Origin of the sequence: Thalassospira sp. A3_1 (assembly GCF_017744215.1) — a bacterium.
GTDB classification, from domain to species: domain Bacteria; phylum Pseudomonadota; class Alphaproteobacteria; order Rhodospirillales; family Thalassospiraceae; genus Thalassospira; species Thalassospira lucentensis_A.
Genome location: NZ_JAGHQQ010000003.1, coordinates 224,803 through 250,765 on the forward strand (window position 1 = coordinate 224,803; position 25,963 = coordinate 250,765).

A 25,963-nucleotide genomic window follows, 5' to 3' on the forward strand; every position below is an offset into this window, starting at 1 on the left:
TCACTCTATCCGTTGGCTGGATGTTGTTGCTTGTCGTAATGACTTTTGGCGTGCACGCTATAACACATATGCGGCGGTGTTGCACCACAGCCGATGATAGATAGAAACTGTGTGCCGGGCAGGCTATTGTACATTCGTCGAATAAGTCGCAATGGAATTAATAAAAATCAATATGTTGCGGGATTAATTTCGCAAACTGGATTGTTGTTGGCCGCGCGCAGAAATTCCTGGATCCTGTGTGCGGTTATATTCTTCGGGTTGGGATGCGGGACGTATTTTTCACTTCCAGCGCGTTTGACAGTCGAGCAAACCGGGCTTGCAGTGATTCTTTTGCTGTCGGGATTGTGGATTTCGCGGCGCTGGATTTTGCCATTCTTCGGCATTTGGCTAATGACCGGCTTTTGCAGCGGGCTGCTGATCGCGTCCATCCATCTTGAAATGGCACCATCCGGGCTTCTGACCAAGACGCTTTACATGACAGAGATCGAGGGCGACATCACGCTTCTGGAGCCGCGCGGCGGGCGGATGCGCATGACCGTGGCGCCGATCCGGATCGCGGGGCTTGAGGACAGGGCATTTGACTGGAAGGTGCGATTGAGCCTGCCGGGTGGGGACGGGCTTGCAGTCGGGGACCGGATTGCTGCCAAGGCGCGTTTGTTTCCGTTGCGTGCGGCGTCCGTGCCGGGGGATCCGGATTTTTCACGCGGTTTGTATCTGGACGGGATCGGGGCAACCGGTTTTGTTTTTGGCCATCAATACCGTGTGGTGACGGCGGCGGATGCGGGTTTTCTGCAACCGTTATCGGAACGGATCGAATATTTGCGTCTTGCGATCATGGAGGAAATCGATCGCGTTCTTGGGTGGCCTGAATCCGGAATTGCCAAGGCGCTGATCGTTGGCGAACGCGGTGATGTCGGCGAAGAGACGGCGGATGATCTGCGCAAATCGGGGCTTGCACATCTGTTGGCGATTTCCGGTCTGCATATGGGGCTTTTAAGCGGGACGGTGTTCTTTTTCCTGCGGTTTGGCCTGGCGGCAATTCCCGCCATTGCTTTACGGTTTCCAATCAAGAAATGGGCGGCCATCGGGGCGATGGTGTCCGCCGTGATTTATCTTGGCCTGTCAGGGGCCAGTGTGCCGACACAGCGGGCCTTTATCACCCTGACGATTGTCTGGGCGGCGTTGTTGCTGGACCGGCGGGCGATATCGCTTCGACTGGTGGCGATTGCGGCGCTTGTTGTTTTGATATTGCGACCCGATGCGGTGCTGGGGCCAAGCTTTCAGCTTTCCTTTGCCGCGGTATCGGTGCTGGTGGCATTTTACGATGGGCCGGGCAGGCGATGGTTTGAGGCGTCCGGCGACCGGTCATGGGCCTTCCGGCTTTGGCTGTTTTTTGCCGGGTTGGTGGTGACCGGGTTGCTGGTAACCGCAGTGACCGCCCCGATCATCGGGTTTCATTTCGGGCGGATTTCGATGATCGGGATCGTGTCTAACCTGATTGCCATTCCGGTTATGGCGTTTTGGGTGATGCCTTTGATTGTGGCGACGCTTGTTCTGATGCCGTTCGGGGCCGGGGCATTGCCCTTGTGGTTGATGAAACCCGGTTTGACCCTGCTGATTGAAACGGCCTCTCTTGCTGCCGATCAGGCGTGGGGGCTTTGGCATGTCGAGCAGTTCAGTGCCATATTTGCCATCGGTATCATGATGGCGATTGCCTGGTGGCTGGTCTGGCGGGGGAACGCGATTGCCCGGTTGGCTGTCATTCCGCTATGCTTGGCGATGATGGCGCAAATCCTGTATCGCCCGGCGGATATTCTGGTTTCCGGGGATCAGGAAAGCTGGGCCATCCGGGACCGGGAGCAAAACAGGCTTATCCTGCCCGAAGGCATATCGGATTTTCAGCAATCGGTCTGGATGGCGCGGTTTGGCATTGCTGATCATGATGCCGATCAGATTATCGAGAAATGCGATGCCACGGTTTGTTCTGCGAGTGTCGGGGGACAGCGGGTGATTGTTGCCAATGATTTTGCCAATCCGTTCTATGCGTGCCGCCATGCCGATATGATCATCAGCCTGAAACGCGATATGCCGCGTGATATCTGCGCGCATGATGTGACGGTCATTGATGATGACATGCTGTGGTGGAAGGGCGGTGTATCGGTTTCCCTGCGACCGGGGGCTGCCTCGGTGATTGAAACCGTACGGGAAACGTCCGGCACCTGGCCGTGGATTATTATCGGGGGCAGAGTGGTCAAATAAAAACGCCGCCAGGCAAGGCCGACGGCGTTTTAGGTATCTCGGTATTTTTCTGCTGATCAGTATTGGCGCAGCAGACCTATCAGGCGTCCCTGAATACGGACACGTTCCGGCGACAGCGCACGCGTTTCATAACGCGCATTGGCCGGTTCCAGCAGAACTTCGCCGCGACCGCGTTTTAGACGTTTCAGGGTGGCTTCAGCGTCGTCAACCAATGCGACAACAATGGTGCCGTCATTGGCCTGCTCACACCGCTGGATCAGAACCGTATCGCCATCAAGAATGCCGGCGTCAATCATCGAATCACCGGAAACCTCAAGCGCATAGTGATCGCCGGTCCCCAAAAGGGCGGCAGGAACCTGCACCATTGTGGTCTGATCGCGAAGGGCTTCGATCGGGGTACCGGCCGCGATCCGGCCAAACAGCGGCAGGGAGACGGATTCACCAGAGTCCGAGAAGGCTGATGGCACGGTTGCCGGCCGGTGGGCGGCCTTTCGCGCGGTTGCGATGGATGTCACATTGGCGGGTGTTTCAGCCGCGTCATCATCGTTATTATCGGGAAGACGCAGGACTTCAAGTGCACGGGCCCGATGAGCGAGGCGGCGGATAAAGCCGCGTTCCTCAAGCCCGGTAATCAGGCGATGAATGCCGGATTTGGATTTCAGGTTCAGGGCTTCTTTCATCTCGTCAAAGGAGGGCGAGATGCCATGATCGCGAAGGTAATTATCGATATAGACCAGCAATTCGTATTGCTTGCGCGTCAGCATGATTTTTCCCGAACCAGTAATAAGAACAAACCGAATACATGAATGTTCTACTTTGGTTCTTGCCGTTCGTCAAGCACCACAAGCCAAAAAATCGCTGTTTAAGGGCATTCTTTCGGTCAAGAAACGATATTCCGGTACTTTCGGGGGTCAGTCGGCGGTGAAAAGACCCGATTTTCCGCCTTCCTTATGGACGACGCGGATATCGGTAATCCGCATGGTCTTGTCGACGGCCTTGCACATGTCAAATACGGTCAGTGCAGTAATGGAAACGGCGGCCAGGGCTTCCATTTCGACGCCGGTTTTGCCTGTGGTCTTGCAGGTTGCAACGATATCGACCGCATCGGTATCGGTTGCCAGTTCCAAGGTGACTTCGACCGAGGTCAGGGGTAGGGGATGGCATAGCGGTATCAGGTCGGGGGTTTTCTTGGCCCCCATGATCCCGGCAAGCTGGGCGATGCCAAGAACGTCGCCCTTTTTATGGCCGCGTTCGGCAATCAGCCGGGCCGTTTCCGCCGACATCAGGACACGGCCCTTTGCGATGGCGATGCGCGCGGTATCGGTCTTGGCCGAAATATCGACCATGACGGCATTACCAGCGGCGTCGATATGCGAAAGTTTGTCTGCCATGATGCTACCTTGTTGATCTTAAAGTTGTATGTTAGTCCGAAAATACACTTAAATATTTTATATTCATAAGATGGTCAGGCCGATGAACAAATACATGAAATTGCTTTTTGGGGGAACTTTTGTCCTGCTTCAGGCCTGTGGAATTCAGCATACGCCCGAGAGGATTCTTGAGGAAGATGACGTCGCACGTATCCGTGAGATTGGTATAAATTACCTTGAGAAGGAAGCCCAGGATCCAACATACCTGCCACCAGGCTATGCGAAACTTGGTCGCGAGGAAGTCGAGGCTGCGCTCGTTGATAAAGCCTTCACGTTTGTAAATCCGTTTAGCGGGTGGCAATTCCGGGCGGAACTAACCTCTGAAAACAAAGTACTGATCCGTGGATGGGGGGCTAAGTCGTGGTCAGGTGAGGCTTATTGGGAGCCGTTTAGTGCAGGTGACTATCAGGACCGAGATAAGTTATGCCTGACGTCGACTTTCTGTTTTGTCTTTTCGCGATTTGACGACCTTGAAGGCAACGACATGCTGGGCGCACGCGTGCACCCAAAGGGGCAAGGCATGTTGGCAATAAACCATCGTTATTGGGTGTTTACGCATATTGATCCGATAAATGGCCCGGCCAAGTGAAAGATCAATCAGCCGGACCGGTTACCGTTTCTAAGCCGCGAGGCCAAGGATATTACGGGTGGCGGCGGTGACGTCGTCCTGACGCATCAAGCTTTCGCCGATCAGGAAGCATTGCGCGCCGACCTTTGCCATGCGGTCGAGGTCATCACGTGTGAACAGGCCGCTTTCGGCGACCAGAATCCGGCTGTCATCAACCATGCCAGCGAGTTCTTCGGTCGTGGTCAGGGAGACTTCCAGCGTTTTCAGGTTGCGGTTGTTAACGCCAAGCAGCTTTGATTTCAGTTTCAGGGCACGTTCGAGTTCCGGTGCGTTGTGCACCTCGATCAGGACATCCATGCCAAGGCTATGTGCGGCGTCTTCAAGCTCGGCCGCCTGGGCATCTTCAAGGGCTGCCATGATCAGAAGGATGCAATCGGCACCCAACGCCCGGGCTTCGGTCACCTGATAGGGATCAAGCATGAAATCCTTGCGCAGGACCGGCAGATCAACCGCGCTACGCGCCGCGATCAGATAGCTGTCATCGCCCTGGAAGTAGGGGATGTCGGTCAGAACCGACAGGCAGCTTGCGCCGCCAGCCTTATAGGCCTGTGCCAGAACGGGCGGATTGAAATCCGGTCGGATCAGGCCTTTGGACGGGGAGGCCTTTTTAATTTCGGCAATCAGGCCGTAACGACCGTCCGCAACCGATGTTTCAAGCGCCTTAATGAAGCCGCGCGGGGCGGATTGCGATTTGGCGGCTGCTTCGAGGTCGGCAAGCGATTTGCGCGCCTTGCAGGCAGCGATATGATCACGTTTGTCGTTACAGATGCGTTCAAGTACGTCGCTCACGCTGCGGTCCCCTGATTGGAAATGCTGACAAGCGCCTGCAGGGTTTCTGCGGCCTTGCCGGAATCGATGGCAACCCGTGCCTTTGCGATGCCATCGGCAAGATCGGTTGCGATGTCGGTAACCACAAGTGCGGCTGCGGCATTCAGCAGAACGATATCGCGATAGGCACTTTTTTTACCGGCAAGAAGATCAAGAATAGCCTGCGCATTGGTTTGAGCATCGCCCCCTTTAAGCGCATCAAGGGTGACGATTTCAAGACCGTAATCTTCGGGATTGATTTCGAAGGTCGTGACCTTGCCGTTTTTGACTTCGGCGACAAAAGTCGGGCCGGTCGTCGAAATTTCGTCAAGGCCACTATGACCATAGACAACCCACGCATGTTCCGAACCCAGACGATTCAGCACATTGGCAATCGGTTCGACCCATTCACGGGCGAAAACGCCCATGACCTGACGTTTGGTTTTGGCCGGGTTGGCCAGCGGACCGAGCAGGTTAAAGATCGTGCGCGTGCCCATTTCAACGCGGGTCGGCATCACGTGACGCACCGCCGAGTGATGGCGCGTTGCCATCATGAAGCACAGATTGATTTCCTTTAGCGCCTTTTCGAGAAGCGCCATATCGGCATCAAGATTGACGCCAAGCGCCAGCAGGACATCGGCCGATCCGGATTTTGATGATGCCGCGCGGTTGCCGTGCTTGGCAACGATGGCACCGCAGGCCGCCGCAACGATTGCCGCCCCCGTGGAGATATTGAAGGTGCCGCTGCCATCGCCACCGGTGCCGCAGGTATCAACCGCATTGGGCGGGGCGACAATGCCGGTCGCCTTGGATCGCATAACGCGCGCCGCCCCGGTGATTTCATCGACCGTTTCGCCGCGCAGCCGCAGTGCCATAAGGAAAGCCCCCATCTGAGACGGCGTTGCCTGACCGGACATCAGAACGTCGAAGGCCTGTTCGGCCTGTTCCTCGTTCAGTTTTTCGCCATTTGCGACTTTGGCCAGGATCGGCTTCAGGTCATATTCAGTCGACATACGGGTTTCCTCGGTTAGCGGTCCGGTGCGGTTTCATGCGCCGGGGAAGTCTATAAAATTCTTCAAAAGGGCATGGCCGTGTTCGGATGCGATGCTTTCGGGGTGGAACTGGACCCCGTGGATCTGATGCTGTTTGTGACGCAGCCCCATGATCAGACCATCCCTGTTTTCCGCCGTGATTTCAAGGCAATCAGGCAACGTATCGCGATCCACAACCAATGAATGGTAACGTGTGGCTTCAAACGGACTTGGCAGGCCGTTGAAAACGCTTTTGCCTTCGTGTGCCATTGCATCGGTCTTGCCATGCATGCATTCCGGCGCACGAACGACATTGCCGCCGAAGGCCTGACCGATGGCCTGATGACCAAGACAAACGCCAAGCAGTTTGACCTTGCCTGCCGATGCCGTGATCAGGTCAAGACAGATACCCGCACGATCCGGATCACATGGACCGGGCGAGATCACGATGCCTTCGGGCTTTAAAGCCAGCGCATCATCGACGGAAATTTCGTCATTGCGGCGTACTTCGACCTCGGGGCCGAGTTCGCGCAGATAGTGCCACAAATTGAATGTGAAGCTGTCGTAATTATCGATGAGGAGATACATCGTGGCGCCGGGCTGTAAATATCAGATCGCGCAGAGAATAAACGGCATTACCGCTACGTCAAGCGATTGCAAAAACCATTTTTCCAGCCTTTGTTGGGGCCTTTGGTTGTGGCTTTAACAGGGTGCTAACCGGATCGGGTATAAAAGCTTCCGAACACAAGCCGACATAATCGGTATATAATCACCATATGGGTAACACGACCCAGCAAACGAGACTGGAGACCAGAGCGTGGCACGCCGGGCACAACCCGCCAAAAAGAAAAAAGCGGCACCGCGAAAAAGAGGCCGTGGCAAGGCTGCACCGAAGAAGAAATCGGGCGGCATCGGCCGTCTGATGCTGGGCGGTGCAATTGTTGCGGGGACCATTTCTGCGTTTATTGCCGCAGGCAGCATGCTTGAGCTTGATCGCGCGTCGCGTGATCTTGGTGAACGCGTGACGAAAGCCGAACCCGAATATACGCCCGAACCGGCCCCTGTGCCGGAAAGCCGCAATTATGATTTCAGCGAAAGCAACGGTAATCGCGACCGGACCGGATATATGGTCGGTGAACGGACACCGGGCGAAAACCCCGCACCGGTGACCGAACCGGAAAAGACACCGGAAACGCGATCACCTGATCCTGTCGTGCCGCCGAATACAGGTAGCATCGGGGGCTCTGAATATAATGACGGGCCGCCGCCATGGCAGAAATTTGCAGCCCTTAGCCCTGAAACGGGAACCGCCCCGGTTATTGCGATTGTAATCGATGATGCGGGTCTTGATCAGCCGCGTACTGCACGCACCACCGAATTGCCGGGGCCGGTGACGATTTCCTATTTGCCGTATGCGCGTGACCTTCAGCGTCAGGTGCGGGATGCGCGGGCACGTGGTCATGAAGTCATGCTTCATATGCCGATGGAGCCGTCTTCTGCGTCTGTTGATCCGGGGCCACATGCCTTGCTGGCCAGCTATGACCGGGAAAAGATCCTTCACGAGATGACATGGATGCTTGACCAGTTTGACGGTTATGTCGGGGTGAACAACCATATGGGCAGCAAGTTCACATCCGACCCGGAACGCATGCAGGTGGTGATGGAGGTGATGAAAGCACGCGGGCTTTTGTTCCTGGATTCCAAAACCAGTGCGAAGTCGGTCGGATTTTCGATGGCGCGCCAGTATGATGTTCCGGCGCTTGAACGGGACGTGTTCATTGACGACGCCGATGATGCCACAAAGATCGCTGAAATGCTGGCACGGATCGAAAAGGTTGCTGCCAATCAGGGATTTGCGATTGCGATTGGCCATCCGCGCGACCTGACGCTGGAAGCCCTGCACAAATGGATTCCCGCCATTCAGGCGAAGGGATTTGTTCTGGTGCCGGTGACTGACATCCTGCGGCGAACAAGCCCGAGTGCGACAGGTTGATCACCGCCTGCCTGATCATCGAAAAGGCCCGCAATAATGCGGGCCTTTTTTGTTGGGTCGGGCATGCGCGACATCAGGCGAAGCGATGGGCTTCGCGGGCGGCGGCCATGAGCGCGCCTGCCTTGTTCTGGCATTCCTTGTGTTCAAGTTCCGGTTTGCTGTCGACGACGATCCCGGCGCCTGCCTGAATGTGGATCTGTTCGTCCTTGATAACGGCAGTACGAAGCGCGATGCAGGTATCCATCGATCCATCGGCCGAGATATAGCCGATACAGCCGGCATAAATGCCGCGCCGGACCGATTCCAGTTCATCAATGATTTCCATGGCGCGGACTTTGGGTGCGCCCGAAACCGTCCCGGCAGGGAAACCGGCCTTGAGCGCGTCCATCGCGTCATATTTTTCGTCGATCTGACCGACGACGTTGGAGACGATATGCATGACATGGGAATAATATTCGATGGTTTCGCGGTCGGTGACGCGCACGGTACCGGGCTTCGACACACGACCAACATCGTTACGCCCGAGGTCAAGCAGCATCAGATGTTCCGAACGTTCCTTGGGATCATCAAGCAGGTCCTGGGCCATGACCTTGTCGTCTTCGGGCGTGTGACCGCGCCGACGCGTTCCAGCAATCGGGCGAATGGTGACTTCGCCGTCGCGCAGACGCACAAGGATTTCCGGGCTGGCACCGACAACCTGAAACCCGCCGATATCCAGATAGAACATGAAGGGCGACGGATTGATCCGGCGAAGGGCACGGTAAAACGCGAAAGGCGGCAGATGATAGGGCAGCGTGTAACGCTGTGACAGGACGACCTGAAAGATATCGCCCGCACGGATATATTCCTTGGCCTGATCGACCATTTTATGGAAACCGGCTTCGTCGACGCTGACCTTTGGATCGGGCAGGGTAGCGGGAACCGATTTGGACCGGCGATCCAGAAACAGGTTGCGCTGGAACTGCTGTACGACATCGTTCAGGCGCGCGCAGGCAAGATCATAGGCCGCATCGGCATCAATCCCGTTTTCGGGGCGGACCGGTGTTACCACGGTGACGGTATCAGCGATGGTATCGAAGCTTGCCGTCACCGTCGGGCGGATAAAGATGCCGTCGGGGACGCCCAGTTCATCCGGATTGCTGTCGGGCAGCTTTTCCATCAGACGGACCGTGTCATAGCCCATATAGCCGACAAGACCGGCACTCATGGGGGGCAGGTTGTCGGGCAGGGCGATGTGGCTTTCGGCGATCAGCTTTTTCAGGCTTTCAAGCGGAGCATCGGGTTCGGCTTCGAACGCGTCGGCATCGGCAAGGGCGCGACGGTTCAGTTCGGCCTTCTGGCCAAAGCACCGCCAGATCAGGTCGGGGCGCAGGCCAAGGAATGAATAGCGTCCACGAACGGCACCACCTTCGACAGATTCAAGCAGATAGGTATTGGGCATGCCTTCGGCGATCTTGAGAAACGCCGAGACCGGTGTATCAAGATCCGCCGTAAGTGAGGTCCAAAGAACCTGTGAAATGCCATTATTGTAGTTCTGCTTGAAACTGTTGAAATCCGGTTTGATTTCCATGGTCTGTCCAATTTGGGTCGATTTGGGTGGGCGATGTCGGATAGGGCGGAGTTTAACGAAAAAGGGCGGCCCGATGAAAGGCCGCCCCATTCCGGATCGGGATCAGTTTGCCGCGGTTTGCGGATAAAGACCATTGATCACGCTGTTATTGACGCTGACCGAAATCTCGTCCTGCAGATAATCGAGATACTGCGCAAGAATGTCTTCGTTCAGGGCCTGTTTCAGTTCGGTCACCACCGGGTCTGCATCGCCTTCGGCAATGGTGGCGGCCTTGATCTCGTCAAGTTTCAGAACCAGAACATTTTCACCGGACTGAATTGCCTTTGCCTTGCCTTCGTCAAGGGTGAAGAGGGCAGCTGCAACAGCCGGGCTGACACCGTCTTCAAGGCCCTGGCCGGTACGTTTGGTCAGACCGCTTTCTGTGATTTCGGCATTCTCGCTGGTTGCGAGTGATGCGATATCGGCATTCTGGTCATTGATCGATGCGGCAAGCTGATCAGCTTTTTCAAGCATCAGGCGATTGCGTTCATCGGTTTTCCATGCGGTGACAACGTCGTCACGAACTTCTTCGAACGGACGCAGCGCGGCAGGGGTTACTTCGTCAACGCGCGCGACGTAACGAACGCCGGTCGAGGTTTCTTCAAGGAAGCTGTCCTCGCCCTTGTCGAGTTCGAAAATCATGGCGTTGATTTCAGCGCTGTCGGCGATGTCGGCATCAAGGCCTTCGCCACGAACAACATCGTTCAGCTTATAGGTCTTTGCGCCAACCGCGTTTGCGGCTTCTTCAAGCGGGGTACCAGCCCCCAGTTCATCGTCCAGTCTGGCAGCAAGGTCATAGATTGCGTCTTCTGCCTTGAATTGCTTGACGCCTTCTTCGACATCGTCGCGAACCTGATCAAGGGTTTCGGTCCGTTCCGGCGTAATGGCGGTTACGCGAATGATGTGCCAGCCAAGGGCGGTTTCGACCGGTTCGGAAAACGCGCCTTCTTCAAGACCAAAGGTCGCATCGCGCAGATCGGGCAGGATATTGTCGGCGGTGAATTCGCCAAGCTTCACAATCGACGGGTCCATGCCGGCATCCTCGGTGGCGACCGTCATGAAATCGGCACCGTTCTGAAGGGCCTTGTAGGCCTCCTGTGCGCTTTCCTTTTCATTTGGAGCAAACAGGATCTGTTCGACCACGCGTTTTTCCGGTGTCTGGAATTCCGGCAGGCGATGGTTGTATGCCTCGTTGATTTCGTCGTCGGTGACATCCATGTTCGCCGCGAGATCGGCCGCCGAAAGGGTGACCAGAGTCACATTGCGGCGTTCGGGAGCGGTGAATTGCGGAGCATTTTCTTCGTGATATTTACGAAGGGCTGCGTCGTCGGGCGTTTCGATATTGTCGAACTGCGATGCATTCAGGGCAAAGAAGCTGCCGCTGCGCTGTTCGTTGCGATAGGCGGCAATCTGCTGCGCCATGATGTCTGGTGCATTGACGGCACCGGCAAGGCTTCCGACAACCTGCTGGCCCATCATGTCACCACGCACGCCTTCGATGAATTCCGGTTCGGTATATCCGCTGGAATACAGCGCCTGAAGGAAACGTTCGCGGTCAAACTGGCCGGTGGTTTCGTTCTGGAAGCCGGGAGACGCAAAAATCGTATCGCGGACTTTTTCGTTGCTGATGCCAATTCCCATTTCCTTGGCGTTTTCACGCAGGATTTTCTGGGAGACCAGATTTTGAACCGTATTGTTCAAAAGGCCCATCTGGATGGCTTGCTGACGGTCGAAATTGGGACCGAAAACGCTGCGCATATTCTGGATGCTGCGCTGGAAGGCGCGATCCAGTTCGGCGGGACTGATGTTTTGGCTGCCGATTTCAGCAACCTGGCGTGAGGTACCAAGGTTGAGCATCGACGCATTCAGGCCCCATCCGACGAAGCTGATTGCGATCACACCAAGAATGATCTTGGCGAAGATTGATTTCGAAAAAGAGCGAATGCCAGCAAGCATATGATAAGCCTAACAATTCGTGGTTTGGTGCCAATGACAATGCAGGTGACATTGCATCGGCAGCGTTTCTTTTGTGTGCCAGGATATTATAAAATCCCGTCGCAATTGCCGCGCATCTTAATGGCGAGAGGTAAGGGCGGCAACATCCGATTGCATTGACCATGCCCGAAGTTCGGTTGACAGTGTTTTCCGGGGCTTGGCCGGGCCAAAGTCGCGTGTTAAAACCCGCGTCGAGCCGTGTTTGTAACAATACGTGTCGGATCGGTTCCCACATGGTAAAGCCATACCGATCCACAACCCGTCGCAGCAAGAGGTAGATAAACATATGTCACAGCGCCGTCCCCTGATCGCCGGAAACTGGAAAATGAACTGCCTGCGTACCGACGGGCTTGCACTTGCGCGGGGACTGTCTGATCGCGCGAAAGCCAAGGGTGATCTGGCATGTGATATTCTGGTCTGTCCGCCGGCAACCCTGATTTCGGATGTTGCCGGTGTGACGAATGGCAGCGCGGTCAGGGTTGGCGGACAGGATTGCCATGTTGCCGTTTCGGGCGCACATACCGGCGATATCGCCGCACCTATGCTGGCCGATATCGGCGCAAGTTATGTTCTTGTCGGGCATTCGGAACGTCGCGCGGATCACGGCGAAAGTTCGACCGTGATCCGTCAGAAAACAATGGCGGCCCATGATGCCGGCCTGATTGCGGTTGTCTGTGTCGGCGAAACCGAGCAGGAGCGCGACCTTGGAGCGACACTTGCGGTGGTCAATGGCCAGATTGCGGTTTCGGTTCCCGATGATGCGACGCCGGAAAATACCGTGATTGCCTATGAGCCTGTCTGGGCAATTGGCACCGGTCGCACGGCAAGCGTTGATGAAGTTGCCGAAGTTCATGCTGCAATTCGTGCAGAGCTGACGGCACGATTTGACGATGGCGACAAGTTCAGAATTCTGTATGGTGGGTCGGTAAAGCCGTCCAATGCGGCTGAATTGCTGGCTGTACCTGATGTTGATGGTGCATTGGTTGGCGGGGCGAGCCTCAAGGTTGACGATTTTTGGCAAATTATTGAAAGTTGCGCCTAGCCAACCGTCATAAAACACGTTAAATACGCATCAAATTTTTGCCCGATCCGGCCATAATCATGTTCGGATCGGAAGTTAGGACAAGAGTTTCGAGACCATGCAAACTGTCATTCTGGTAATTCACCTTCTTCTTGCGCTTGGCATGATTGCCGTCATTCTCGTACAGCGCAGCGAGGGCGGTGGGCTTGGTATCGGCGGAAGCGGCGGTGGCGGCGGCGGTAACTTCGGCGTCATGAGCTCGCGCAGCGCAGCAAACCTTCTTACACGTACCACCGCGATTCTTGCCGGGGCATTCATGATCACAAGCCTCGCCCTGGCATTGTTGTCCAACACTCATACCCGGCCGACATCCATATTGGACCAGGCACCGGCCCCGGCAGCTGAACAACAGCCCGCCGAGGATACCGGACCGGCGGCTCCGACCCGCTAAAAAATTAACCGACGACCAGAGGCGGCAAACTTGCCGCCTCAATTTTTGATTGTTGTATTCCCCGGTTCGTGATGCACTGAGCGGCATCGAACTGCGGCGTTTTGCTTTGAGATGAGGCAAAGACATGACCCGTTATATCTTTATCACCGGTGGCGTTGTTTCCTCGCTGGGCAAGGGCCTGGCGTCTGCTGCTTTGGGTGCCTCGCTTCAGGCACGTGGTTTCACTGTTCGCCTGCGCAAGCTTGATCCGTATATCAACGTCGATCCGGGCACCATGAGCCCGTATCAGCATGGCGAATGCTATGTGACCGAGGACGGGGCCGAGACCGACCTTGATCTTGGTCACTATGAACGTTTTACCGGCGTTTCATCGCGTCGTTCCGACAACGTGACCACCGGTCGCATCTATTCCAGCGTGATCGCACGTGAACGTCGCGGGGATTATCTGGGCGGGACCGTTCAGGTGATTCCGCACATCACGGATGCCATCAAGGAATTCGTCCAGTCCGATGCGACCGAGGATTTTGTCCTTGTCGAGATCGGCGGTACGGTTGGCGATATCGAAAGCCTGCCTTTCCTAGAGGCGATCCGCCAGATGGGCAACGAGCTTGGCGATGGCCGCACGCTGTTCATGCATCTGACGCTCGTGCCGTATATTTCATCGGCGGGCGAGCTTAAGACCAAACCGACCCAGCATTCCGTCAAGGAACTGCAAAGTGTCGGTATCCAGCCTGATATCCTGTTGTGCCGTTGTGACCGTGAAATCCCGGTCAATGAGCGCCGCAAGATCGCGCGTTTCTGTAACGTCCGCGAAGCGGCCGTTATTCCGGCCTATGACGTTGACAACATCTATCAGGTGCCGATCAGCTACCACCAGTATGGTCTTGATAACGAAGTGCTTCATCACTTCGGCCTGCAGGCACAGGACCCGGATCTGCGTCCGTGGGAAGAAATCTGCAACATCATCCGTAACCCGGAAGGTGAGGTCACCATCGGGATCGTTGGCAAATACATTCAGCTGCCCGATGCCTATAAGTCGCTTACCGAAGCACTGACCCATGGCGGTATCGCCAACAAGGTCCGTGTCAAACTGGAATGGATTGCGTCTGACGCGCTTGAAAAAGAAGGCGATGTTAGCGAAATCCTGTCCAAACTGGATGCGATCCTGGTGCCGGGCGGATTTGGCGAGCGTGGCACGGAAGGCAAGATTGCCGCTGCGCGCTATGCACGGGAAAACAAGGTACCGTATTTCGGCATCTGCTTTGGCATGCAGATGGCGGTTCTTGAGGCTGCACGCAATCTTGCGGGTCTCAAGGATGCATCGTCATCGGAATTCGGTCCGACGAAAACCCCGCTTGTCGGTCTGATGACCGAATGGGCCAAAGACGGCGGTTCTGTCGAGCGTCGTTCGGATGAGGATGATCTTGGCGGCACCATGCGCCTTGGCAATTACGAGTGCAAACTGGTTGACGGTTCGCGTGCACGCGACATCTATGGCAGTGAGACCGTTCTTGAGCGCCATCGTCATCGTTATGAAGTTAACGTAAACTTCATGGGGCAGCTTGAGGAAAAAGGTCTTAAATTCTCGGGCCTGTCGCCGGATGGTCGTTTGCCGGAAATCGTCGAATACCCGAATCACCCGTGGTTCATCGGGGTTCAGTTCCACCCGGAACTGCGTTCGCGTCCGCTTGATCCGCATCCGCTGTTTGTGTCCTATATCAAGGCCGCCAAAGAGCGCAGCCGTCTGGTTTGATCAAACAGCCTGAATGAAAGACTGCAAAATGACGGAAATCAAAACTGTCAAAGTCGGCAAAATCGAATTCGCCAATGACAAGCCTTTTGCCTTGCTGGCAGGGCCGTGCGCGATCGAAAGCCGTCAGCATGCACTGGAAATGTCCGCAGCCCTGAAGGAATTGTCCGAAGGGATGGGGATCGGGCTTGTTTACAAAAGCTCGTTTGACAAGGCGAACCGCACCAGCAGCACATCTAGGCGTGGGGTTGGTCTGGTCGAAGGGCTCGACATTCTGGCCGAGGTCAAGGAAAAGACCGGCCTTCCGATTGTTACCGACGTTCACCTGCCAGATCAGTGTGCCGCGGTTGCCGAGGTTGCCGACATCCTTCAGATTCCGGCATTCCTGTGCCGTCAGGCCGATCTTTTGCAGGCAGCGGGTAAAACCGGACGTGCCGTCAATGTCAAAAAGGGCCAGTTCCTGGCACCCTGGGACATGGCCAATGTTGCCAACAACATAGCATCGACCGGCAATGAAAACATCATGCTTTGTGATCGTGGGACCAGCTTTGGCTATAACACGCTGGTAACCGATTTCCGCGGACTTCCCACCATGGCCCGTCAGGGCTATCCGGTCGTATTTGATGCGACCCATTCTGTTCAGCAACCGGGTGGGCAGGGGACAACGTCGGGCGGTCAGCGCGAATTTGCGCCGGTATTGGCGCGTGCGGCTGTATCCGTCGGTGTTGCAGCCCTGTTTATCGAAACCCACGATAACCCGGATGCGGCCATCAGCGATGGCCCGAACCAGATTCCGTTAAACAAGCTTCCCGAAGTTCTGTCGGTTTTGATGGAGCTGGACAAAGTGGCAAAAGCCAATCCGGTTCGTCTGGACATGTTTAACGATTGATATGCAAATGCCGCCATCAGAGATGATGGCGGCATTTCTTTTATGCTGTAACCAAAGTACCCCGCAGGGGTGCAGATAATCTCAGTGAGGAGAATGTTTCCGTCATGACCGCTATTATTGATATCCGCGGCCGCGAAATCCTCGATAGCCGTGGCAACCCGACTGTCGAAGTTGATGTAACCCTGGAAAGTGGCGCCTTTGGTCGTGCAGCCGTTCCGTCGGGTGCATCCACCGGTGCGCATGAAGCCGTCGAGCTGCGTGACAAGGAAGATCGTTATCTTGGCAAGGGCGTGACCAAAGCGGTTGCCGCCGTCAATGGCGAGATTTTCGAAGCCCTGGCCGGTATGGACGCCGAAGACCAGGTCGAAGTCGACAGTGTCATGATCGATCTTGATGGGACGCCGAACAAGGGCCGCCTTGGCGCGAATGCTATTCTTGGTGTGTCGCTGGCGGTTGCAAAGGCGGCTGCAGAAGAAGCGGGCCTTCCGCTTTATCGTTATGTTGGTGGTGCTTTTGCCCGCACCCTGCCGGTGCCGATGATGAACATCATCAATGGCGGCGAGCATGCCGACAACGCGATTGACGTTCAGGAATTCATGGTGATGCCGGTTTCGGCAGAAACCGGTTCGGATGCGATCCGCATGGGTGCGGAAATCTTCCATAACCTGAAAAAGGCCCTGTCGGCCGATGGTCTGAGCACGTCGGTTGGTGATGAAGGTGGTTTTGCCCCGAATATCGGGTCGAGCGAAGAAGCCATCAGCTACATCATGAAATCGATCGAAGCAGCCGGTTATCGCCCGGAAGAAGACGTTGTTCTTGCCCTTGATGCGGCATCGACCGAATTCTACAAAGGCGGCAAATACGTTCTGGCCGGCGAAAACAAGACCCTTGATGCCGACGGCATGGTCAAATACTGGGCCGATCTGGTCAGCAAGTATCCGATTTTCTCGATCGAAGACGGCATGTCTGAAGATGACTGGGACGGCTGGGCAGCCTTGACGTCGGAAATCGGCAACAAGGTCCAGCTGGTTGGCGACGATCTGTTCGTGACCAATCCGAAACGTCTTGCCGATGGCATCAAGAAGGGCGTTGGCAACTCCATCCTTGTGAAGGTTAACCAGATCGGTTCGCTGACCGAAACGCTTGAAGCCGTCGAAATGGCGCACCGTGCCGGCTATACTGCCGTCATGTCGCACCGTTCGGGCGAGACCGAAGATTCAACCATTGCCGATCTGGCGGTTGCAACCAATTGCGGCCAGATCAAAACCGGTTCGCTGTCGCGTTCTGATCGTCTGGCGAAATACAACCAGCTGATCCGCATCGAAGAGATGCTGGGAACCGGCGCCTATTATCCGGGCCGCTCCATCCTGAAATAAGGGTTGAAAACTGGGTTGATACTGAAAGCCGTCCTGCAATGGCAGGGCGGCTTTTTGTTGTTCAGGATCAGCTAATTGAGCGTAGTGACAGCATAATAGCGCCGCTGTTTTAAGCTTATTTTTACTCTGTTGTGATTAGCTTTAAGCGTAATTTTGCGGGGATTTTTATTGCGGCGATATTTATGCCTTTGTGATCAAAGGGAAATAACGCACGCAGTTTTTCCATTCCGGGTTCGGAATGGTAGGTTTCCTGTTGATTCTTTTCTCGCACGCACGGGGCAGGGGTAAATGTCGTCAACATCACCGGTTATTCGCCGACTTGGTCAGGCAATTGCACCGGTTATTGCATTTACCATCATGGTTTATTTCATCTTCCACAGTGTGGAAGGGAACCGTGGATTGCTGGCTTACTGGTCGATGCAGGACCGCGTTGCCGAGATTGCCAAAGTACGCGATGAAATCACGGAAAAACGAAAGCATCTGGAACAGCGCGTTATCGCGATGCGCCCCAAGCATCTTGATCCGGATCTTCTGGATGAGCGGGCACGTGCGATGCTGAATGCGGCGCATCCGGATGATCTGATTATCTTCCATCACAATGGTTATCCTGCGGACGATACCATCGCTGCCAGCCAGTAAGCGGCAACAGGGCAGGCGGTTTAGAATCCGGTTTCATTTTTGCAGACAAAGCAGTCGGCGCTAAATGTCATGGCGTCGGCTTTTGGCTTTGTCATTGCCCGTATTCGCGTCGAAATTGTTTCTGGCAAAATTTTCTGTTCCCGTTATGACGTTGTTTCAACTGCCTTTTGGTTCAGTATTGTCTTTTGGTAGCTTGAGATAAAACAGATACAACCCCCTGTGTCTTCTGGCGGTTGCGAAATAAACGTGTCGGATCTGTGATATTCTTTTCAGGAAAGCATAGCATTTGTGACCTGCTGGAATGAACGGGGATGAAGCCGGTTCCTCAAGTCACTGGAAATGCTGAAATTATGTATACCTGCCAAAAATCATGAATTAACCAATATCAGGTTTATTTGTGATTGTGCGTTGCAAAACAACAGTTTAATGGTGGTTAGATTGCTTGCCTCTGCACGTGGTTTTAGGTAGTCATTTCGGTGGTCCAGTACCGAATTAAGCACTCATACATGATGCTTAAGCGATAGCCATCCACCGGGAGGAAACATGGCGACCACACCAAAACGCAAACGCGGCACGACGCGCGCCGACAATCAGGCGAGCAGTGACGATCTCCTCAAATATTACCGTGAAATGCTGCTGATCCGTCGCTTTGAAGAAAAAGCCGGTCAGCTTTATGGCATGGGTCTTATCGGTGGCTTCTGCCATCTTTATATCGGGCAGGAAGCTGTCGTTGTCGGCATGCAGGCTGCTGTAACCGGTGATGATGGTGTTATCACCAGTTATCGTGACCACGGCCACATGCTGGCATGTGGCATGGACCCGGCGGGTGTCATGGCAGAGCTGACCGGCCGGGAAGGCGGTTATTCCCGCGGCAAGGGCGGCTCGATGCACATGTTCTCCAAGGAAAAGAATTTCTATGGCGGCCACGGCATCGTTGGTGGTCAGGTGCCGCTTGGTACCGGTATTGCCTTTAACTACAAATATCGCGGCCAGGATCGCGTTTGCCTGACCTATCTTGGTGACGGTGCCGTCAACCAGGGGCAGGTCTATGAGTCATTCAACATGGCGGCACTCTGGAAGCTTCCGGTGGTCTATTGCATCGAGAACAATCAGTACGCCATGGGCACCTCGGCACAGCGTCACTCGGCGAGCCCCGATCTGTACCAGCGCGGTGCGGCTTATGGCATTCCGGGTGAACAGGTTGACGGGATGGATGTTCTTGCGGTCAAGGAAGCCGGCGAACGCGCCGTGGCGCATTGCCGCGAAGGCAAGGGTCCGTACATCCTTGAGCTCAAGACATATCGCTATCGCGGTCATTCCATGTCTGACCCGGCGAAATATCGTACCAAGGACGAGCTCGACAAAATGCGCAAAGAGCACGATCCGATCGATATGGTCAAAAAGCTGCTGATCGATGGCAATATCATCGACGAGGCAGGTCTTAAGGACATCGATAAGGACGTGAAAGCGGAAGTCGCCAAAGCGGCTGAGTTCGCGCAAAACAGCCCGGAACCGGATGTTTCCGAGCTGTTCACAGATATTCTGATCGACGCGTGATCGCGAAATCCGCGAACCGCTTTTGACCGATATTTCCCGGGAGAGAGGGAACAATGCCGATTGAAGTTTTGATGCCGGCCCTGTCGCCGACCATGACAGAAGGCACTCTTGCCAAATGGACCGTCAAGGAAGGCGATACTGTCGCGTCCGGTGACGTGATTGCAGAAATTGAAACCGACAAGGCCACGATGGAAGTCGAGGCCGTTGACGAGGGAACCATTGGCAAGATCGTGATCGCCGAAGGGACCGAGAACGTCGCGGTGAATGCTGTCATCGCCTATATCCTCGAAGAAGACGAGGATGCTTCTGCCCTTGATAATGTTTCGGCATCTTCTGCGCCGAAAGCCGAAGCCGCACCGGCCGAAGCCAAGGAAGAAGAAAAGGCACCGGCCAGCAGCGCAAATGCGGCACCGGTTGCTGCCAGCGGTGCTATTGAGCGGGCCGAACAGGACCCGCGCGCCATGAGCGTTATGAACGCGACGCAGGACGAGAAAACTTATACCTCGTTCAAGACGCAGACCGTTCGTGAAGCCCTGCGTGATGCGATGGCCGAAGAAATGCGCACGGATGAAAACGTCTATGTCATGGGCGAAGAAGTCGCGCAGTATCAGGGGGCTTATAAAGTCACCCAGGGTCTGCTTGACGAATTCGGTGACAGACGCGTCGTCGATACCCCGATCACCGAATACGGTTTCACGGGGATGGCAACGGGTGCGGCCTTCATGGGTCTGAAGCCGGTTGTCGAATTCATGACTTTCAACTTCGCCATGCAGGCGATTGACCACATCATCAACTCGGCGGCCAAGACGCTTTACATGTCTGGCGGCCAGCTTGGTTGCCCGATCGTCTTCCGTGGCCCGAACGGTGCGGCAGCACGCGTTGGTGCGCAGCACTCGCAGTGCTATGCATCCTGGTATGCACATTGCCCGGGTCTTAAAGTGATCGCACCGTGGTCGGCTGCCGATGCGAAGGGTCTGCTTAAGGCCGCCATCCGCGACCCGAACCCGGTTGTCTTCCTTGAAAACGAAATTCTTTACGGGCAGAGCTTCGAAGTGCCTGATGATGATGATTTCGTTCTGCCGATTGGCCAGGCAAAGATCGAACGCGAAGGTACCGATGTGACCATCGTTGCCTTCTCGATCATGGTCGGCAAGGCACTGAAAGCGGCCGAGCAACTGGCAGAACAGGGCATTTCGGCCGAGGTGATCAACCTGCGAACCATTCGTCCGCTGGATGTGAACACCATCGTTCGTTCGGTCATGAAAACCAATCGTATCGTCACCTGTGAAGAAGGCTGGCACTTTGCCGGTATCGGTGCCGAGATCGCATCGGTCATCATGGAACATGCGTTCGATTATCTGGATGCGCCGGTTGCGCGCGTTACCGGTGAAGATGTTCCGATGCCATATGCTGCCAACCTCGAAGTACTTGCACTTCCGCAGGAGCAACACATCGTCGATGCGGCCAAGGCCGTTTGCTATCGCTAAGTAAAACGGACAGGGGCAGGGCGCGGCAAACCCGCGCCGCCCCGTTACCGGGAGATTGCGTTCATGCCTGTTAAAATATTGATGCCGGCGCTGTCGCCGACCATGACCGAAGGCACCTTGGCGAAATGGCTTGTCAAGGAAGGCGACACCGTTGAATCGGGTGACGTCATTGCTGAAATCGAAACCGATAAAGCCACGATGGAAGTTGAAGCCGTCGACGAAGGCAAAATCGGCAAAATCCTTGTTTCCGAAGGCAGCGAGGGCGTTGCCGTGAACGAGGTCATCGCCCTTCTTCTTGAAGAAGGCGAAGATGCAAGTGCGCTTGATGGTGCGGATACGTCTGCGGCCTCTACTGGCGGTGCGGCACCGGCCGCGGAAGCGCCGAAACAGGAAGAAAAGTCGAAATCTGATGCCGCCCCGGCCAAAGGTCAGGCACCTGCCGCACCGGTTTCCGGTGGGGATCGTGTCAAGGCAAGCCCGCTTGCGCGTCGTATTGCGGCGAACGAAGGCGTTGATCTTGGCAAGGTAGAGGGCTCCGGCCCGCGCGGTCGCGTTGTCAAACGCGATGTCGAGGCTGTGATGTCGTCCAAACCGGCAGATAAAGCTGCTGCTTCGGCGCCCGCTGCCGATAAACCGGCGGCAGCCCCGCAGGCACCGGCGGCGTCTGGCTGGAACCCGGATCTGACCGGCCTTCCGGAATACGAAGAAATCCCGAACAGCTCGATGCGCAAGGTTATTGCCCGTCGCCTGACCCAGTCCAAACAGCAGGTGCCGCATTTCTACCTTACGGTCGATTGCGAACTCGACAATCTGCTCGCGACCCGCAAGCAGCTTAACGAGAAAGCCGGCGAGGGCGTTAAGGTATCGGTCAACGATTTCGTCATTCGTGCCGCATCCATTGCGCTGAAACGCGTACCGGCGGCCAATGCGGTCTGGACCGACGCAGCCATCCTGCAGTGCAAGCAGCAGGACATTTCGGTTGCTGTTGCCATCGATGGCGGCCTGATCACCCCGGTTATCCGCAATGCGGGTGGCAAGGGGCTTGCCGAAATCTCGACCGAGATGAAGGCACTGGCTGGCAAGGCACGCGAAGGCAAGCTGAAACCGGAAGAATTCCAGGGCGGGACATTCTCTGTCTCCAACCTTGGCATGTTCGGTATCAAAGAATTCTCCGCCATCATCAACCCGCCGCAGGGCTGCATTCTGGCCGTCGGTGCCGGTGAACAGCGCGCGGTCGTCAAGGACGGCGCACTGGCAATCGCCACCGTCATGAGCTGCACGCTTTCGGTCGACCACCGTGTGGTCGATGGTGCGGTCGGTGCTGAATTCATGGCTGAATTCAAAAAGCTGATCGAAGATCCGCTGAGCATGTTGCTCTGAGGTTCGGAAATTGCGCGGGGACTTTAAACAGTCCCCGCAAGCATTTGAATTTCAAGACCTGTAACCGGTAACGGGCAGGCGAAGGAGATCTTACGATGGCGGATAACAATTTTGACGTAATCGTTATTGGCGCGGGTCCCGGTGGCTATGTCACGGCCATTCGTGCTGCACAGCTCGGCCTGAAAACCGCGGTTGTAGAACGCGAACATCTCGGCGGTATCTGTCTGAACTGGGGGTGCATCCCGACCAAGGCCCTGCTGCGTTCGGCAGAAGTCTATCGCAACATGCAGCATGCCAAGTCATTCGGTCTGTCGTGCGAGAAGCCGTCTTTTGATATTGATGCGGTCATTCAGCGTTCGCGTGGTGTTTCAAAGCAGCTTTCGGGTGGTGTCGGCCATCTTCTGAAGAAGAACAAGGTCACCGTGATCAACGGCGAAGCCAAATTCGACGGTCCGAAAAAGATCAATGTCGAAGGCAAGGATGCCGGTACCTATACCGCAAAGAATTATATCATTGCGACCGGTGCGCGGGCGCGGTCCCTGCCGGGCCTTGAGGCCGATGGCAAGGTGGTCTGGGACTACAAAAAGGCGATGACGCCCGACAAGATGCCCAAAAGCCTTGTGGTTGTCGGTTCAGGCGCGATCGGTATCGAATTTGCCAGCTTCTATCACACCATGGGTGCGGATGTGACGGTGGTCGAGATCATGTCGCAGATCATGCCGGTCGAAGACAAGGAAGTCGCCGCCCTTGCGCAGAAGATGATGACCAAGGACGGGATGAAAATCCTGACCGAGGCCAAGGTCGCGAACCTTAAACGCAATGCGGACAATGTTGTCGTCACGATTGAAACCAAAGACGGCAAGAAACAGGAACTGACTGTTGATCGGGTGATTTCCGCGGTTGGTGTGATCGGCAATACCGAAAATCTTGGCCTTGAAACCACCAAGGTGAAGGTTGATCGCAATGTGATCGGCACGGATGAATATTCCGCAACCGCAGAGCCGGGCATCTATGCCATTGGCGACGTTGCTGGCCCGCCGATGCTGGCACACAAGGCAGAACATGAAGGTGTGATCTGCGTTGAAAAGATTGCCGGTGTCAAAGGCGTTCATCCGCTTGATCCGCGCAAGATCCCGGGTTGCACCTATTGCCATCCGCAGGTGGCAAGTGTCGGCCTGACCGAAGCCAAGGCCAAGGAAGCCGGTTACGACGTCAAGGTCGGTAAATTCCCGTTCATCGGAAATGGCAAGGCGGTTGCACTGGGCGAGGCCGAAGGTCTGGTCAAAACCGTTTTTGATGCCAAGACCGGTGAATTGCTTGGCGCGCACATGGTTGGTGCGGAAGTGACCGAGCTTATTCAGGGCTTTGTCGTGGCCATGGGTCTTGAAACGACGGAAGAAGATCTGATGCATACGGTGTTCCCGCATCCGACCCTGTCGGAAATGATGCATGAGTCGGTCCTTGACGCCTATGGGCGTGCGATCCACTTCTAGAATATTGCGTCGTACCGGGTGAACATGCCCGGTATGACCGTTTTGGACGATTGTCGGTTTGACAAATGCGTGACGTGGCGGCACATTGCCGCCCGTCCAATCCTTCGGAGGTAACTCTATGTCGACGGCGCGCAACGAAGCCCAAGCACTTCGTCACCCGGAAAAGCAGAAACGCCCGGATCGTCCATCCGGACGCAAGCCGGAATGGATTCGCGTCAAGGCGCCAACCTCGAAAGGGTATCAGGAAACGCGCGAACTTGCGCGTGGCCTTAATCTGCATACCGTCTGCGAAGAAGCAGCCTGCCCGAATATCGGCGAATGCTGGCAGAAGAAACATGCATCCTTCATGATCATGGGGGATACCTGCACGCGTGCCTGTTCGTTCTGCAACGTCAAGACCGGGATGCCCGGTGCTCTTGACCCGTTCGAGCCGGAAAACCTTGCGATGGCGGTTGCCGACATGGCGCTTAAGCATGTCGTGATCACCTCGGTTGACCGTGACGATCTTGCCGATGGCGGGGCAGCGCATTTTGCCCGCGTGATCGAAGCGATCCGTCATAAATCGCCGGAAACGACCATTGAAATTCTGACGCCGGACTTCCGCGATAAACCCGGTGCGGTTGAAATTGTGGCCCGTGCACGGCCGGACGTTTTCAACCATAACCTTGAAACCGTTCCCAGGCTTTATACCTCGATCCGTCCGGGCGCGCGTTATTACCAGTCGCTGCGTATTCTCGATCGCGTCAAACAGATTGATCCGACGATCTTTACGAAATCCGGCCTGATGGTTGGTTTTGGTGAGGAACGCCATGAACTGGCTCAGGTCATGGATGATCTGCGCGTTGCCGATGTCGATTTCCTGACGATTGGCCAGTATTTGCAGCCAACCCTGAAGCACGAGCCGGTCAACCGCTTTGTGACCCCGGACGAGTTCAAGGATTATGCATCCATGGCACGCGGCAAAGGGTTCCTGATGGTGTCGGCAACCCCGTTGACACGTTCCAGCTATCACGCGGACCGCGACTTTGAAGAGTTGCGTAAGGCACGCGAAAGAAAGCTTGCTGCGGCGGATGAAGCCAAAGCCAGAATGCAGGCAAACGCTGCGGCACAATAAGTGCGCCACATTTCAGACGATACACGCGACGACAAAGGAGATCAGGGTGCCGACGCATGCGGAGCGCAGGAAACTGCCCTATACGCCGGAACAGCTGTTTGACCTCGTCGCGGATATCGATTCCTATTCGGAATTCCTGCCATGGTGTGTGGCATCGCGTGTGCGCAAGCGTAACGGGGATGTTTTGCATGCCGATCTGGTGATCGGTTTCAAAATGTTTCGCGAGAAATACACATCAAAAGTCACCCTGCAGCGCCCGGATCGGGTCGACGTCGAATATCTGCAGGGACCGTTCAAATACCTTAACAATCACTGGGTGTTTGAACCGGCAGAAGATGGTGGCACGTGGCTCGACTTCTTTGTCGATTTCGAATTCCGTTCTGCCCTGTTGCAGAAGATGATCGGGGTTGTGTTCAACGAGGCCGTCAAACTGATGGTCGGTGCATTTGAAACCCGCGCCCATCAGGTTTATGGCGAGCCGAACAGCTCGACACCGTCCGGTTCGTAATTTCATGGTCACGTGTCGGGAATTGACTTTCCGGTACGGACCTGTTTCGATTTGCCAGCCATTTCGAAAAGCATGTCATAGGCTTCGAGGATCGTTGCCTTGCGCACCGCATGCCGGTCACCATCATAAATCCGGCGACGATGCAGGGCAGGGCGATCGTTCCCCGCACAGGCAAGATGGACAAGTCCGACCGGTTTTTCTTCCGATCCACCGCCCGGCCCGGCGATGCCGGTAACAGCAATCGCCATGGTCGCCAATGGTGCGCGGGCCAGAGCACCTTCGGCCATTGCGATGGCGACCGGTTCCGATACCGCGCCATGCTTGTCCAGAAGTTCCTGCGCAACGCCAATCAGACCGTGCTTGGCTTCGTTCGAATAGGTCACAAAGCCGCAATCAACCACCGACGAACTTCCATCAACCGCGGTTAAACCACCGGCAATCAAACCACCGGTGCAGGATTCTGCGGTTGCGATCATTTCGCCTTTTGCCCTGCAAAGGGTAATCAGCTTTGCCGCCTCAGAAAGTATGTCCGGTTCGATTTGCATG

23 protein-coding genes are annotated in these 25,963 nt (G+C 55.5%); 15 read left to right on the forward strand and 8 right to left on the reverse strand.

From position 1 onward, the window contains the following. Positions 1–258 precede the first annotated feature (258 nt). Positions 259–2,259: a ComEC/Rec2 family competence protein gene (locus J7395_RS14490; RefSeq protein ID WP_247742229.1), complete on the forward strand. Its 2,001-nt coding sequence runs from the start codon at positions 259–261 to the stop codon at positions 2,257–2,259. Positions 2,260–2,315: 56 nt separating this feature from the next. Here J7395_RS14490 and lexA read toward each other — a convergent pair whose 3' ends face one another. Next, the gene (lexA, locus tag J7395_RS14495; RefSeq protein ID WP_209221955.1) at positions 2,316–3,023 is read right to left on the reverse strand and encodes a transcriptional repressor LexA; all 708 of its coding nucleotides are present in this window, start codon (positions 3,021–3,023) and stop codon (positions 2,316–2,318) included. Between the two features lie 147 nt (positions 3,024–3,170). Beyond that, positions 3,171–3,650, reverse strand: a complete 480-nt coding sequence (moaC, locus tag J7395_RS14500; protein WP_209221957.1) for a cyclic pyranopterin monophosphate synthase MoaC — start codon at positions 3,648–3,650, stop codon at positions 3,171–3,173. Positions 3,651–3,732: 82 nt separating this feature from the next. Between moaC and J7395_RS14505 the strand changes: the two genes are divergently transcribed. Further along, a complete protein-coding gene (locus J7395_RS14505; protein ID WP_209221959.1) occupies positions 3,733–4,278 on the forward strand; it encodes a hypothetical protein in 546 nt (181 codons plus the stop codon). A gap of 30 nt (positions 4,279–4,308) precedes the next feature. Here J7395_RS14505 and trpC read toward each other — a convergent pair whose 3' ends face one another. From trpC to J7395_RS14520, 3 genes are read right to left on the reverse strand one after another with little or no spacing between them, the layout of a single operon-like run. Then, positions 4,309–5,106, reverse strand: coding sequence for an indole-3-glycerol phosphate synthase TrpC (gene trpC, locus J7395_RS14510; RefSeq protein WP_209221961.1), 798 nt, complete (start codon positions 5,104–5,106; stop codon positions 4,309–4,311). Further along, on the reverse strand, positions 5,103–6,137 hold the full coding sequence (trpD, locus tag J7395_RS14515; protein WP_097050189.1) for an anthranilate phosphoribosyltransferase: 1,035 nt from the start codon (positions 6,135–6,137) through the stop codon (positions 5,103–5,105). Before trpD ends, trpC begins: the two co-directional genes overlap by 4 nt. 33 nt (positions 6,138–6,170) lie before the next feature. Beyond that, the gene (locus J7395_RS14520; protein WP_209221983.1) at positions 6,171–6,743 is read right to left on the reverse strand and encodes an aminodeoxychorismate/anthranilate synthase component II; all 573 of its coding nucleotides are present in this window, start codon (positions 6,741–6,743) and stop codon (positions 6,171–6,173) included. A gap of 229 nt (positions 6,744–6,972) precedes the next feature. Here J7395_RS14520 and J7395_RS14525 point away from each other — a divergent pair, with 229 nt between their 5' ends. Then, complete coding sequence (locus J7395_RS14525) at positions 6,973–8,148, forward strand: divergent polysaccharide deacetylase family protein (RefSeq protein WP_209221985.1); 1,176 nt, start codon at positions 6,973–6,975, stop codon at positions 8,146–8,148. A gap of 73 nt (positions 8,149–8,221) precedes the next feature. Here J7395_RS14525 and trpE read toward each other — a convergent pair whose 3' ends face one another. Continuing rightward, positions 8,222–9,718, reverse strand: a complete 1,497-nt coding sequence (trpE, locus tag J7395_RS14530; RefSeq protein ID WP_062948645.1) for an anthranilate synthase component I — start codon at positions 9,716–9,718, stop codon at positions 8,222–8,224. A 102-nt stretch (positions 9,719–9,820) separates the two neighbouring features. Beyond that, the gene (locus J7395_RS14535; RefSeq protein ID WP_209221987.1) at positions 9,821–11,713 is read right to left on the reverse strand and encodes a SurA N-terminal domain-containing protein; all 1,893 of its coding nucleotides are present in this window, start codon (positions 11,711–11,713) and stop codon (positions 9,821–9,823) included. A gap of 325 nt (positions 11,714–12,038) precedes the next feature. Between J7395_RS14535 and tpiA the strand changes: the two genes are divergently transcribed. The 12 genes from tpiA (at position 12,039) to J7395_RS14595 (ending at position 25,417) form a co-directional block, all read left to right on the forward strand. Continuing rightward, positions 12,039–12,794 carry a triose-phosphate isomerase gene (tpiA, locus tag J7395_RS14540; RefSeq protein ID WP_209221989.1) on the forward strand — a complete coding sequence of 252 codons (756 nt, stop codon included), beginning with the start codon at positions 12,039–12,041 and terminating at the stop codon, positions 12,792–12,794. A 97-nt stretch (positions 12,795–12,891) separates the two neighbouring features. Then, positions 12,892–13,224, forward strand: coding sequence for a preprotein translocase subunit SecG (gene secG / locus J7395_RS14545; protein ID WP_062948651.1), 333 nt, complete (start codon positions 12,892–12,894; stop codon positions 13,222–13,224). Positions 13,225–13,348: 124 nt separating this feature from the next. After that, entirely contained in the window at positions 13,349–14,977 is a 1,629-nt protein-coding gene (locus J7395_RS14550; RefSeq protein ID WP_062948653.1) for a CTP synthase, read from the forward strand. Positions 14,978–15,005: 28 nt separating this feature from the next. Next, complete coding sequence (kdsA, locus tag J7395_RS14555) at positions 15,006–15,863, forward strand: 3-deoxy-8-phosphooctulonate synthase (RefSeq protein WP_062949341.1); 858 nt, start codon at positions 15,006–15,008, stop codon at positions 15,861–15,863. Positions 15,864–15,967: 104 nt separating this feature from the next. Beyond that, on the forward strand, positions 15,968–17,239 hold the full coding sequence (gene eno / locus J7395_RS14560; protein WP_062948655.1) for a phosphopyruvate hydratase: 1,272 nt from the start codon (positions 15,968–15,970) through the stop codon (positions 17,237–17,239). 288 nt (positions 17,240–17,527) lie between these two features. Further along, positions 17,528–17,878, forward strand: a complete 351-nt coding sequence (locus tag J7395_RS14565; protein WP_231858133.1) for a septum formation initiator family protein — start codon at positions 17,528–17,530, stop codon at positions 17,876–17,878. A gap of 543 nt (positions 17,879–18,421) precedes the next feature. After that, complete coding sequence (gene pdhA, locus J7395_RS14570) at positions 18,422–19,435, forward strand: pyruvate dehydrogenase (acetyl-transferring) E1 component subunit alpha (protein WP_062948658.1); 1,014 nt, start codon at positions 18,422–18,424, stop codon at positions 19,433–19,435. Between the two features lie 53 nt (positions 19,436–19,488). Then, positions 19,489–20,922, forward strand: coding sequence for a pyruvate dehydrogenase complex E1 component subunit beta (locus tag J7395_RS14575; protein WP_114110123.1), 1,434 nt, complete (start codon positions 19,489–19,491; stop codon positions 20,920–20,922). A gap of 63 nt (positions 20,923–20,985) precedes the next feature. Continuing rightward, positions 20,986–22,302 carry a pyruvate dehydrogenase complex dihydrolipoamide acetyltransferase gene (locus J7395_RS14580; RefSeq protein ID WP_209221991.1) on the forward strand — a complete coding sequence of 439 codons (1,317 nt, stop codon included), beginning with the start codon at positions 20,986–20,988 and terminating at the stop codon, positions 22,300–22,302. Positions 22,303–22,397: 95 nt separating this feature from the next. Next, positions 22,398–23,795, forward strand: a complete 1,398-nt coding sequence (gene lpdA, locus J7395_RS14585) for a dihydrolipoyl dehydrogenase (protein WP_062948664.1) — start codon at positions 22,398–22,400, stop codon at positions 23,793–23,795. Positions 23,796–23,913: 118 nt separating this feature from the next. Further along, on the forward strand, positions 23,914–24,909 hold the full coding sequence (lipA, locus tag J7395_RS14590) for a lipoyl synthase (protein ID WP_062948666.1): 996 nt from the start codon (positions 23,914–23,916) through the stop codon (positions 24,907–24,909). Positions 24,910–24,955: 46 nt separating this feature from the next. Beyond that, positions 24,956–25,417 carry a type II toxin-antitoxin system RatA family toxin gene (locus tag J7395_RS14595; protein WP_062948668.1) on the forward strand — a complete coding sequence of 154 codons (462 nt, stop codon included), beginning with the start codon at positions 24,956–24,958 and terminating at the stop codon, positions 25,415–25,417. 8 nt (positions 25,418–25,425) lie between these two features. On the opposite strand, the gene J7395_RS14600 is transcribed toward J7395_RS14595, so the two are convergent. Further along, the gene (locus J7395_RS14600) at positions 25,426–25,962 is read right to left on the reverse strand and encodes a CinA family protein (RefSeq protein WP_209221993.1); all 537 of its coding nucleotides are present in this window, start codon (positions 25,960–25,962) and stop codon (positions 25,426–25,428) included. Position 25,963: the final 1 nt, after the last annotated feature.